The following is a 12,678-nucleotide window of genomic DNA, read 5'->3' on the forward strand; positions in this document are numbered from 1 at the left end:
TTTAATCTGCGGGATCGTAACGCTTCGAGCAGCTTTCGACTATCAATCGCTATCGGCGATACGAATTGAATAACGCGAATAAAACTCTGTCTCCGACCCGCCGATTTCCCTACTATTGCGACGCATCGAGTAACGATGTCCATTCACCCACCATGAATCGGTGACCCAGTTCGGCCCGAGAGGAACGTCATGACCGTCGCATCCGGCCAAGACGCGGTACCAGCCACCGCGGCACCCGAGGTCGAGTTCATCAGCCTCACCCACACCAATGCCTCGACCGAGCTGGCACCGATCCCCACGCGCGGCCTCGACCCCGCCTACATTCGCCGATACGTGCGCGCGTTGGAGGACGGCGGTTTCGATCTCACGCTGCTGCCCTACGGGTCCGGCAGCGCGGACTCCTTCGTGCTCGCCTCGGCGGTGGGCCAGCTCAGCGACCGGATCAAGCCGATCGTCGCGGTACGCCCGAACACCGTGTTCCCCACCGTCGCCGCCCAACAGTTGGCCACCCTCGACCAGTTGACCGAGGGTCGAGCCGTGGTCCACCTCATCTCGGGCGGCAGCGACGTGGAACAAGCGCGCCAGGGCGACTATCTCTCGAAGACCGAAAGATACTCCCGCACCAGTGAATTCATCGACATTCTCCGTCGCTCGTGGATCGAGACCGAGCCGTTCTCGCACGAGGGTGCGCACTACCGCTTCGACGGCTTCGGTCCCGGCTTCCCGCCACACGCGGGATCCATCCCGATCTCCATCGGCGGCCAGTCCGACGCCGCGTTCGAGATCGGCGGCACCAAGGCGGATGTCTTCTCCTTCTGGGGAGAACCGTTGGCCGACATCAAGAGTCAGATCGAGCGGGTGCACGCGATCGCCGCCGCATCGGGTCGCACCGACCGGCCGCGCATCTGGGTGACCTTCCGCCCGATCATCGACCGCACCGACGAGCTGGCCTGGGCGAAGGCACACGACTACGCCGACCGCATCGCGCGCACCTTCGAGTCCGGCGCCTTCCGCGCCCGCCCGCAGGGCACACCGCAGAATGTCGGCTCGCAGCGCGCACTGGAATTCGCTCGCCGCCAAGAGGTCTACGACCGTGCGCTGTGGACCAGGACCGCGGCCGCAACCAACGGCCTCGGCGCGTCCACCGCGCTGGTCGGCACCCCGGAGACGGTGGCCGCGGCGATCCTCGACTACATCGACCTCGGCGCGAGCCTGGTGTCGATCCGCGGCTACGACACCCTCAACGACGCCATCGACTACGGCCGCTACGTCCTGCCGCTGGTCCGGCAGGAACTGGCCCACCGCAAGGCCACCGGACGCCGCGGGTGCGTGCAGGCCGAGCACCTCGGCGCACTGGCCACGGCGGGTCGCCCGTGACCGCGAGCACCGGACGACGGGTACTGGCCGTGCCCGATCTGTCGCCCGAGGCATTGACCGCACTCACCACCGAACTCGCCGCCACCGCTGCGGAATACGACCGCAGCGGCGCGATCCCGGAGGCGGGACTCGTGGCCGCGCACCGTGGCGGTTACCTCACCGCCACGGTGGCCGACCGGTACGGCGGCCCCCGGCTCCAGCATCGCGACGTGGTGCGGATTCTCGCCGCACTCGGCGAGGGCGACCCTTCGGTGGCGCTCATCGCCGCCAACACCCTTGCCTGCCACCAGAGCCAGGCCGAGCGTCCGGGGTGGCCCGAGGACATCTACGCCGAAGTAGTCGCCCGCTCGGCCGTGCGCCCCACCCCACTGAACGTGATCCGCGCCGAACCCGAACTCGGCGCTCCCGCACGCGGCGGCCTGCCCGCGACAACCGCGCGCCGTACCGAGCGCGGGTGGATTCTCGACGGCAGCAAGAGCTTCGCCACCGGCGGCAGCGCGCTGGCCTACCACCTGGTGTGGGCGCGGACCGACGAGAACCCCACGCGGGTAGGTCATTTCATCGTCGACGCCGATTCCGAGGGCGTCAGTTGGCACGACAGCTGGGATCACCTCGGGTTACGCGCCTCCAACACCCACGATGTGACCTACACGAATGTCGTTGTGCCGCACGGTTATTTTCTGGAGATACCGTTTCAGGACGGCGTCTACCGCGATCCGGCCGCCACGTCGGGACCGGCCTCGTTCGGTCACGTCGCGATCTACCTCGGTGTGGCGCGCGCCGCACGCCGCGCCTTCGCGGACTTCGCGCGAACCAGGGTGCCGACCGCACTGGACCGCCCGATCGCCGACACCGAACGCATCCAGACCGTCGCGGGTGAGATCGACGCACAGATCACCCAGGCCGAGGCGCTGCTGTTCGGCACACTGCGCCGCGTGGACGCGGGCGAAGCGATTGCCGCGCACACCTTGGCGTTGACCAAGACCTTGATCGCGCGGTCGGTGATCGCGGCGGTACAGACCGCCGTCGCCGCACTGGGCAACGCCGCGCTGACCAGACACAACCCGCTGGAACGTCACCTGCGCGACGTGCTGTGTGTCCGCGTGCACCCACCCCAGGAGGACACCGCCCTACTCGCGGCAGGCCGCGCGGTCCTGCGCCCGCAATCCCCCTTCGCCGGTTAGTCGCACGCACCGAACCCACACCGGGACACCATGTTCCGGCCCTATCCCGAGGACTCGATCCGCTATGCCTACCACGACCCGCCTACTACGCCGGGCCGCCGTGTGCGCTGCCGCCGCACTCACCGCGTTCACCGCCGCGTGCGGCGGCGCCGACCAACCCAGCGGCCCCACCGGCGAGGGCCAGGCCCCGGTGCGCGGCGGAACGCTGAACATCGCGTTCTTCCCCGACAACGCGGCGTTCTCCTGCCTCGACCCGTTCCAGACCTACTGGATCGAGCACCGCACCCTGATCCGCAACTTCGCGGACTCGCTCACCGATCAGAATCCCGAAACCGGCGAGATCGTGCCGTGGCTGGCGACCGGATGGCAGATCTCGCCCGACGGCCGCGATTACACCTTCACCCTGCGCGACGGTGTCACCTTCTCCGACGGCGCGCTCCTGGACGCCGCGGCGGTCAAGGCGAACTTCGACGCGTTCCTCGCCCAGAGCCACGCGGACGGCACCACCACCTACGGTGCCAGCTATATCCAAGGCCTGCGCTCGACCGACGTGGTCGACGCTCGGACCGTGCGTTTCCACTTCGAGCAGCCGAATTCCTCGTTCCTGCAAGCGACCTCGACGACCAACCTCGCGCTGCTGTCGCCCGCGTCGTTGCAGAAGACCCCGCAGCAGCGCTGCCTCGGCGGCATCTCCGGCACCGGCCCGTTCACCCTGGACAACTACACGCCGGGCCAAGGCGTGACGCTCAGCCGCCGCACCGGCTATCAGTGGCCCTCCCCGCTCACCAAGAACACCGGTGACCCCTACCTGGACAAGATCCAGGTCAGCTACATCGCCGAGGACAGTGTGCGCACCGGCGACCTGGTCAGCGGACAGATCGACATCGCGTGGCCGCGCAATCCGTTCACCGTCGAGGACCGCGAACTCATCGAGCGCTCGGGCGCCTACCTCCGGTCGCGGTCGCTGCCAGGCGTGTCCTACGCGCTGTATCCGAATGTCTCCCAGGGCCGTCCGCTCGCCGACGACCAGGTTCGCCGGGCGCTGTACCACGCGGTGGACGTGCGCACCCTCGGCACCACCGTCTTCGGTCCCGAATACCCCTCGGTGGCAGGCGCGTTCGACAGCACGACACCGGATTTCGCACCGCAGGACGCGAAGCTGAACTACGATCCCGCCGAGGCCGCCGAGATCTTGGACGCCGCTGGCTGGCAGCTCGCACCCGGCGAGCAGTACCGCGCCAAGGACGGCCAACGCCTCACACTGACCCTGGCGGTGGAACCGGCAAGCATCGGCTCGGAACTGTTCCAGGATCAGCTACGCAAGGTCGGCATCGAGCTCCAGTTGCGGGTGATGACGCAGGCCGAGCGACAAGCCATCACCGCCAACGGCCAGTACGACCTGCTCGGTTCCTACTTCACTCGCGCCGATCCCGGTGCGCTGCAATTCATTCTTGTCGAGCAACTGGCCAACTCCAAGGCACTGGCCCGCAACGCGCAGAAGTCGGAGACGGCCGCAAAGATCGCCGACCTGTTCAACCAGGCGGTGCGCACCACCGACGCGGCGCGACGCACCGAGATCTACGGTCAGCTGCAAAGCGTGCTGATCGACGACGGGGTCACCTTCCCCTTGTTCGAGCGGGTACAGGACGCCGGAATCCGTAACCGGGTCAACGGTTTCCGGTTCACCTCCGAGAGCTTCCTCGACCTGCGCGACGTCTGGTTGCAGCCGTGATCCGCTACCTCCTCGGGCGGCTGCTCCAGGCGGTGGTGGTGCTGTGGGCCGCGTTCACCGTCACCTTCGTGGTGCTGTACCTGTTGCCGAGTGACCCCGTGGCGATCCAACTCGGTGCCGCGGGCATAGAGACCGATTCGCTGAGCCCGCAGCAGCTCGCCGCGGCCAAGGCGCAGTACGGGCTGGATCGGCCGGTGCTCGAACAGTATTGGACGCTGCTGACCGGGGTGCTGCACGGCGATTTCGGCACCTCGATCGCCAAACACGTTCCGGTGAGCCAACTCATCGGCGACCGCATCGGCGCGACATTGCTGCTCAGCGCGATCGCGGGCGTGCTAGCGGTGGGGTTGGGCACGACGCTGGCCTATCTGGCCGCCTTCGTCCGCACGCGAGCACTGCGACTGCTGTTGGACCGGCTGCCCGCGCTCGGTGTCGCGATACCCACCTTCCTGGTGGGATTGGCGCTCATCCAATTCTTTTCGTTCCAGCTCGGTTGGGTGCCTTCGACGGGTTCCGGCGGGTGGCAGTATTTGATCCTGCCGGTCATCACCATGGCATTGCCCGCCGCCGCACAGCTCGCGCAAGTGCTGGGGCGCAGTTTTCACGACACACTGCGTGAGCAGTACATCGTGACCGCGCGCGCGAAGGGTTTGTCGCGCGGCCAGGTGCAGTTGCGCCACGCGTTCCGCAATGCGGCATTACCGGCGCTGACGATCGTCGGCGTGCTCGTCGGGGTCACCGTGACCAGCGCGATCGTCGTCGAAACCGTGTTCAACCGCAATGGAATCGGGCGGCTGGCGCAGGAATCTGTGCTGGTCAAGGATGTGCCGGTGGTGCAGGCCATCGTCGTGCTCGCCGCGACGGGATTCGTGTTGGTCAACCTGCTCGTCGACCTGCTGTATCCGCTGCTGGACCCACGCATCACCCATACCGCGACAGTCGAAGGGGGCTGAGCCGTGGCGACACCCACCATCACCATCGCAGACACCGACGCGACACTCGGAGACGACGACGCGGCCACACCACGCGCCGGAGGCCGAGCCGCTTCGGTGTTGCGGCTGGTGCGCCGCCCCGGATTCACGCTCTCGACGCTGTTCGTCGCCTTCGTGATCCTCGCGGCGTTCGCGCCCTCGCTGTTCACTTCCGGCGACCCGTATGCGACAAACCCCGCCGAACGACTGCGATCACCCAGTGGCGCACACCTTTTCGGCACCGACGAGGTGGGCCGTGACCTGTGGACGCGCACGCTTTACGGCTCCGACCTCACGGTGAAGGCCGCGCTCATCGCCATCGGCATCGCCTTGTGTGTCGGCCTGCTGCTCGGCGTGGTCTCGGGGTTCTTCGGCGGACGCCTCGATGCGGTCATCATGCGGGCGATCGACGTGCAGTTGGCGATTCCCGGACTGTTGCTGGCGCTGGCGATCGTGACGGCACTGGGTTTCGGCGCCATTCCGGTCGCCGTCGCGGTCGGGATCGGGACGATCCCCGGCTTCGCCCGCACCACGCGCGCGGAAGTGCTGCGGGTGAAGACCCTCCCGTATGTCGAAGCGGCGCGCGCGGGTGGCGCGGGCTGGGCGCGGGTGCTGATTCGGCACATCCTGCCGAACTCCTGGGGACCGGTGCTCGGCCTCGCGGTGTTGGACTTCGGCGCGGCGATCATCGCGGTCGCCGCGCTGAGCTTCCTCGGCTTCGGCGCGGCGCCGCCGCGCGCGGAGTGGGGTTCGTTGGTCGCGGGTGGGCGCAACTTCCTGATCACCGCACCGTGGGTTTCCCTGCTCCCCGGCGCGGTGGTGGTGCTGACGGTGTTGGCACTCAACCACATCGCCAAGACGCTGCACGAGGTGCGACGATGACCGATTCCCCCGACGCACCGATCATCGAGATCACCGATCTGGATGCCGGATACCTGCGCAACGGCAAGGTGGCGCCCGCAGTGCAAGGGGTGTCGTTGCGGGTCCGTCCGGGTGAGATCGTCGCCCTGGTCGGTGAATCCGGTTCGGGTAAGTCGACCACCGCGCACGCCCTCGTCGGGTTGCTCCCCGACACCGGACGCGTCACGGGCGGCTCGATCCGCGTCGCCGGTGTCGACGTCGCCTCGGCCACCGAGAAAGTCGTGCGCTCATTGCGCGGCTCGACCGTCGGCCTGATCCCACAGGACCCGATGGTCGGCCTCAACCCGACCCAACGAATCGGCGACCAGGTTGCCGAGGCGGTGCGATTGCGTGGTGTGCCCCGCCAGCGGGTCGCCGACGAGGTGATCGGTGTGTTGCGCAAGGCCGGGCTCGACGACCCGCAACACCGGGTCGAGCACTACCCGCACGAATTGTCCGGTGGTCAGCGCCAGCGTGTGCTCATCGCGATCGCGTTGGCGGGCGAACCCGAGGTGATCATCGCCGACGAACCGACCAGTGCGCTCGATGTCACCGTCCAAGCACGCATTCTCGACCACCTGGAGACGCTGGTCCGTGACAGCGGCACCGCGTTGGTGATCATCACCCACGACCTGGCCGTTGCCGCCGACCGAGCCGATCGAGTCGTGGTGATGCGGCACGGTCGGGTCGTCGAAACCGGCACCACCGCCAAGATTCTCGACGATTCCGAGAACTCGTACACCCGTCGGCTGGTCGCCAGCGCACCCACACTCGCCCACGGCGGGCAGCTACGACCACGGGTACCGGCACCGGACCCCGCGGAGGAACCCGTCGCGCCGATCATCGAACTCGAGGCAGTGACCAAGCATTTCGACGCACGCCGCGGTGGTCGCGTGCTCGCGCTCGACGGCGTCTCGCTCCGGGTGACGCCGGGTCGCACACACGCGGTGGTCGGCGAATCCGGCTCGGGGAAGACCACGGCGCTGCGCATCGCCATGGGACTGACGAAACCCACGAGTGGCGCGGTGCGGTTCGACGGTGTCGATATCGCCGGGCTGTCGTGGCGGCGCTCGCGTCCGCTGCGGCGGCGGTTCCAGTTGGTGCATCAGAATCCGTTCGCCTCGCTCGATCCTCGATTCACCGTGCGCGAGAGCGTGCTGGAGCCGCTGGTCTCGTTCCGGGTCGGCACGCGTGCCGATCGCCGTGCGCGCGCGGCCGAACTGCTGGACCAGGTGGCATTGCCACGGACGTTCCTCGACCGGCTGCCCGCCGAACTGTCCGGTGGGCAACGCCAGCGCGTGGCCATCGCGCGGGCGCTGGTTCTGCAACCGGAGGTCGTATTGCTCGACGAGCCGGTGTCGGCCTTGGACGCACAGGTGCAGGAACAGATCCTCGACCTGCTCACCGAACTCCAGCAACGACTCGGCCTGACCTACCTGTTCGTCTCGCACGATCTGGCCGTTGTCGCGGGAATCGCGCACACCGTTTCGGTGTTCGACAACGGAAGGGTGGTCGAATCCGGTGCCACCGCCACCGTTTTCCGCGAGCCCGCCAGCGACTACACCCAACGGCTACTGGCGGCGATCCCCGGCCGCCGCCGCTTCGACCGCACCGAAAGGGCATTCTCGTGACCACAGTTCCCGACGCACGCACCGACTGGCAGCGCTGGCACGACGAGCGCGAGGCCACCGCGATCGATCCCCACGGGCCCGCGGCGCTCATCGGCACCCACTGGCTCGACGATCAACCGTTGGCCGTCGAGGCGACCGATTCCACCTGGGTCGATGCCGAGGGTGTCGCCGTGGGTACCGGCTCGCACGGGCGGATCGAACTCGCACCGGGCCATCAGCACCGGATCGGAAACCTCCTGCTGCACGCCATCGTTCGCGCGGGAAAGGTTGCACTGCGGGTGTTCGACCCGGACGCATCGACCCGCACCGATCTGCGCGGGATCGACGTGTTCGATCATGATCCCGCGTTGGTGCTCACCGGCACGGTCGACCTCGGCGCGGGTGGTCTGCGACTGGAACACATCGACGGTTTCCGCAGCGACAACGTCGGCGCCACCGTGCACCTCACGATCGGCACCGAAGCGGTCGCGCTGCGCGGTGTCGTCAACCCGGACGGCGGCGTCCAGATCACCTTCGCCGACACCACCAACGGCCAAGAGACCCAACGGTTCCGGTTCCTTACCCTGCCAGCGCCCGACGAGGAAGGCAGGGTCACGGTCGATTTCAATCGCGCCTACCTGCCGCCGTGCACGTTCTCCGACCACTTCCTGTGCCCGCTGCCGCCGCAGGACAACCGGCTGAATGTCGCGATCCGCGCGGGTGAGTCCCGGCTGCGGCGGACCGATGCCCGGTGACCAGGTATGTGATCGTCGGCGCCGGTGCGGTGGGTGCCGCGCTGGCTGTGCAACTGCGTGAGCGCGGCCACGAGATACTGCTCGTCGCGCGCGGGGAGACCTTGGAACATCTTGCGCGCAAACCGCTCTCGTACCACACGCACGCCGGACACCAGGACGTCTCGCTACCGGTGGTAGGTCCCGACGACGACTTCGGGTTGCGCGTCGGCGACCTGCTCGTGCTCGCGGTGAAGACGCAAGACCTGCCCGCGACGCTGCCGTCGCTGGCCTGGCGCGAGGTGCGTGACGGGCGCGGTGCGGCGGTGGGGGTCGCCGCCGACACACTGCCGCTGATCACCGTGCAGAACGGCCTCGACGCCGAGGGCAGCGCCGCACGCTGGTTCGACTCGGTCATCGGTGCCGTCATGATGTTGACGGCACAGTATTCACGCGTCGGTGAAGTCCGGGTCGGCGGGCATCCGCACATCGGCGGCGTGATCGCGGGCCACTCCGTCGGCGCTCGCGCAACGACCGAGCCGGTGGTCCGCGCGTTCGTCGACGACGTACGCGACGCCGGTTTCGTCGCCGCCGCCGTCGACGACATCGCCGCGTGCAAAGCGGGCAAGCTCCTACACAACGTGCGCAACGGCGTCGAGGTATTCGCCGGTCCGCGCGCGACGAAAGACGCCGTGGGCGCGGCACTCACGGCCGAGGCCCGCGAAGTATTCCTCGCGGCGGGCATCGAGTTCCGCGACGCACCCGACCTGGTCCTCGACCCCGCACAGCAGTACACCAGCGAACGCGCGGGCGTCCGAGCCGGACGAACCTCGACCTGGCAGAGCTTCACCCGAGGCGTCGCCAACGAGGTCGACTACCTCAACGGCGAAATCGCTCTGCTGGCACGACAACACGGCCTCACCGCACCACTCAACGCACGACTGCAACAACTCCTGGGCCGCGCGGCCGCCGACGGCGGCGGCACCGACCTATCGGGGTTGGCGGAACTGACGAAGTAAAAAGCGGTTTCGCCCATGTCGTGGCGTCCGTCCCACTCATCGTCACTCGATGCCCGACCAAGAGTTCCGTCGGACCCGCCGCCGGTGCTCAGCGGCGCTGACCGGTGCCGTGCACCCCGTGCTCGTCGATCGAGGCGAGTTCTTCGTCGGTCAAGTCCGGGAAATCCAGCGCCGCGAGGTTGTGATCGAGTTGTTCGGTCGAGCTCGCACCGATCAGCGCCGAGGTGACCTCCGGGCGACGCAGCACCCACTGCAGCGCGAGCTGAGCCAGCGACTGGCCCCTGGCCGCCGCGACCTTGTTCAACGCGGACGCACGCTCACGGTAAGTATCGTCGATGACCTCCGGCGAGAGGAACGCGCTGTTGAGTGCGCGTGCGCCCGCCGGAATGTCTTGCAGATACTTGTCGGTGAGCAGTCCCTGCGCGAGCGGGGAGTACACGATCGTGCCGAAACCGTCCTGCCGGGCCACATCCAACAGACCGTTGCGTTCCGGATTGCGGTCGAAGATCGAGTACCTGGCCTGGTCGATGAGCAGCGGAACACCCGAGGCGCGCAGCAGTTCGGCAGCGTCGTGCGCGCGATCCGGCGCGTAGTTGGACAGGCCGACGTACAGGGCCTTGCCCTGCTGCACCGCGCTGACCAAGGCACCGACCGACTCTTCCAACGGCGTCTCGAGGTCGGGGCTGTGGTGGTAGAAGATGTCGACGTAATCGGTGCCGAGGTCGCGCAGGCTGTGGTCGAGCGAGGTCAGCAGCGACTTGCGGGAGCCACCTTTCAGGTAGGGACTCGCGCCGATGGGGTTTCCCGCCTTCGTCGACAGGATCAGCTCGTCGCGGTAGGGCGCGAGGTCTTTGGCGAGCACGGCGCCGAAGTTCTGCTGGGCGCCACGGTGCGGCGGACCGTAGCGATCGGCATTGTCGAAATGGCTGATCCCCAGGTCGAAGGCGTGTAATACGATCTCGCGCTGGGTCGCGAACGGATAGTCAGTGCCGAATTTCTGCCACAGGCCGAAGGAGAACGCGGGCAGGTCGAGACCGGAAGTCCCGGTGCGGCGGTAGGGAATCCGCGCATAGCGATCTTCCGCCGCCACATGAACAGGATCGATCGGTCCGAATGTCATCGGTGTCGCTCTCCTCGGGGTATCGATTCGGTCGCCTCGACGGTGCGCCTGGCTCGCACAGCGGGCACATGCCCGTCCGCACGCGGAAAGCGTCCGTGACGACCAGTATCGGAACGACACGGTGGTCGAACAAGATTTACGCGCTCCAGGATTCGTTTCGATTCCGGTGACGGCGCGAGTTCGGCCCCTCGACCGACCTCAGATCACCCTGGAGTCGTGACCCGCCCAGTAGCGGTCCCGGAGCAGACGTTTCCGTAGTTTGCCGTTCGGGTCGCGCGGCAGGTCGTCGACGAAATCGATAGCGCGCGGACACTTGTAGGTTGCCAAGTGTTCCCGGCAGTAGTCGATCAGTTCGGCGGCGAGTGCACTGCTTGCCCCGGGTGCGTTCATCACGTCGGAGGCATCCGGCGCATCGGGGGCATCGGGGGCATCGGGGGCATCGGGGGCATCGACCACTTGGACCACCGCGCGCACCGATTCCCCCATCTCCGCGTCGGGCACGCCGATCACCGCGACATCCAGTACGGCGGGATGCGCGGCGAGGACATTCTCGGTTTCCTGCGGGTAGATGTTCACCCCGCCGGAAATGATCATGTGTGCCTGCCGGTCGGTCAGGTAGAGGTAACCGTCGGCGTCGAGGTACCCCATGTCCCCCAGCGTGCGCCAGCCTCTGACATCGGCGACCGAGGCTGTCTTGTCCGGGTCGTGGTGATACTCGAACGAACGCCCGCCGTCGAAATACACCACGCCGATCTCTCCCGGCGCCAGTTCGGCACCGTCCTCGTCGAGGATGTGGCATTCCTGGCGCGAGCGGCCCACCGAGCCGGGATGCGCGAGCCATTCCAGCGGGGAGATATAGGTGTCGCCGATGTCTTCGGTACCCGCGTAGTACTCGTGGATGATCGGCCCCCACCAGTCGAGCATCGCGCGCTTCACCGCGATCGGACACGGCGCCGCCGAATGCATCACGGTGCGCAGGCTCGACAGGTCGAAGCGCTCGCGTTCTTCCTGCGGCAGCCGCAGCATGCGCACGAACATCGTCGGCACGAACTGCGCGTGCGTTACCCGGTGGCGTGCAACGAGTTCCAAGCACCGGCGCGGCTCGAACCGTTCCAATACGACGACCTTCGCACCGAGCCGCTGCCACGACATCGACACCACCAGTGGCGCACCGTGATACAGCGGCGCGGGCGACAGATACACCACGTCCGCGCCGGGGTCACCCATGCGCAAGCCCTCGGCAATCCGCACGGGCGCGGACTCGGGATCGCCGAGCGGCGTGCCGGGCAGCGGCTTGCGCACCCCCTTCGGGCGCCCTGTCGTCCCCGACGAGTACAGCATCTCGCGACCCTCGCACTGCTCGGCGAAAGCCAGCGGCTGCGCGTCGGCGAGCACGCGATCGTAGGAATCGAAACCGTCGAGCGTGCCAGTGGTGCAGATCCGCATGGCGATCGCCGCCAGGTCGAGACCGGCGACCACCTCTGCCAGCGCCGCACTCGTCACCAACGCGCTCGCGCCGCAGTCATCGAGCACGTACTGCACCTCGGCCGGGCGCAAGTGATGGTTGATCGCGGTGTAATAGAGACCGGATCGCTGCGCGGCCCAAGCGATTTCGAGGAACGCCCGTTCGTTTCCGAGCAGGATTGCGACATGATCACCTGCCGCGAGCCCACCCGAACGCAACGCCCCCGCCATTCGACGCGAACGCTGCTCCAGCTGAGCGTAGGTCACCACCTCCCCGCTCCATCCCAGCACGATCGCCGCCGCATCCGGGGTGCGCTCGGCATGCCAGCCCAGCGTCATCGGCGCCGCCGCTCCCGTCGCACCCGTTCCTGATTCGTCCTCCGACACCGCACCACTCATCGGACCACCTCCGACCTCCGTCGAGTCACCGACTCGGCAAGAATGTTATTTACATACACGAGAGTGATATTCTCACGAAGAAGGGACAGCGGCGGCGATATGACTGGCGACGCAGCGATTGCGCCCGCGTCCGGTCCGAGGCGATCGGCCACGACGGCCGAGACAGTGAGA

General features: G+C 67.5%; 10 protein-coding genes. 8 read left to right on the top strand and 2 right to left on the bottom strand.

Features of this window, described 5'->3' with window-relative positions; genetic code table 11:
* Positions 1 to 189: 189 nt before the first annotated feature.
* The 8 genes from ABEA50_RS12090 to ABEA50_RS12125 all read left to right on the top strand — a co-directional run bounded on the left by ABEA50_RS12090 (position 190) and on the right by ABEA50_RS12125 (position 9,524).
* Positions 190 to 1,377 (top strand): LLM class flavin-dependent oxidoreductase, encoded by a 1,188-nt coding sequence (locus ABEA50_RS12090; protein WP_345495385.1) that lies wholly within the window; start codon positions 190 to 192, stop codon positions 1,375 to 1,377.
* A complete protein-coding gene (locus tag ABEA50_RS12095) occupies positions 1,374 to 2,561 on the top strand; it encodes an acyl-CoA dehydrogenase family protein (RefSeq protein WP_345495386.1) in 1,188 nt (395 codons plus the stop codon). The genes ABEA50_RS12090 and ABEA50_RS12095 overlap by 4 nt, the downstream gene beginning before the upstream one ends.
* Positions 2,562 to 2,625: 64 nt before the next feature.
* Positions 2,626 to 4,293, top strand: a complete 1,668-nt coding sequence (locus tag ABEA50_RS12100; protein ID WP_345495387.1) for an ABC transporter substrate-binding protein — start codon at positions 2,626 to 2,628, stop codon at positions 4,291 to 4,293.
* On the top strand, positions 4,290 to 5,246 hold the full coding sequence (locus ABEA50_RS12105) for an ABC transporter permease (RefSeq protein WP_345495388.1): 957 nt from the start codon (positions 4,290 to 4,292) through the stop codon (positions 5,244 to 5,246). The genes ABEA50_RS12100 and ABEA50_RS12105 overlap by 4 nt, the downstream gene beginning before the upstream one ends.
* Positions 5,247 to 5,249: 3 nt before the next feature.
* On the top strand, positions 5,250 to 6,146 hold the full coding sequence (locus ABEA50_RS12110) for an ABC transporter permease (RefSeq protein ID WP_345495390.1): 897 nt from the start codon (positions 5,250 to 5,252) through the stop codon (positions 6,144 to 6,146).
* Positions 6,143 to 7,795 carry an ABC transporter ATP-binding protein gene (locus ABEA50_RS12115; protein ID WP_345495391.1) on the top strand — a complete coding sequence of 551 codons (1,653 nt, stop codon included), beginning with the start codon at positions 6,143 to 6,145 and terminating at the stop codon, positions 7,793 to 7,795. Before ABEA50_RS12110 ends, ABEA50_RS12115 begins: the two co-directional genes overlap by 4 nt.
* Entirely contained in the window at positions 7,792 to 8,529 is a 738-nt protein-coding gene (locus tag ABEA50_RS12120) for a DUF1684 domain-containing protein (protein ID WP_345495392.1), read from the top strand. The genes ABEA50_RS12115 and ABEA50_RS12120 overlap by 4 nt, the downstream gene beginning before the upstream one ends.
* Positions 8,526 to 9,524, top strand: a complete 999-nt coding sequence (locus ABEA50_RS12125; protein ID WP_345495393.1) for a ketopantoate reductase family protein — start codon at positions 8,526 to 8,528, stop codon at positions 9,522 to 9,524. The genes ABEA50_RS12120 and ABEA50_RS12125 overlap by 4 nt, the downstream gene beginning before the upstream one ends.
* A gap of 88 nt (positions 9,525 to 9,612) precedes the next feature.
* Here ABEA50_RS12125 and ABEA50_RS12130 read toward each other — a convergent pair whose 3' ends face one another.
* Positions 9,613 to 10,644, bottom strand: coding sequence for an aldo/keto reductase (locus tag ABEA50_RS12130; protein ID WP_345495394.1), 1,032 nt, complete (start codon positions 10,642 to 10,644; stop codon positions 9,613 to 9,615).
* A gap of 198 nt (positions 10,645 to 10,842) precedes the next feature.
* Entirely contained in the window at positions 10,843 to 12,447 is a 1,605-nt protein-coding gene (locus tag ABEA50_RS12135; protein ID WP_345496532.1) for an acyl-CoA synthetase, read from the bottom strand.
* Positions 12,448 to 12,678 lie beyond the last annotated feature (231 nt).

Source organism: Nocardia callitridis (assembly GCF_039543305.1).
Taxonomy (GTDB): Bacteria; Actinomycetota; Actinomycetes; order Mycobacteriales; family Mycobacteriaceae; genus Nocardia; species Nocardia callitridis.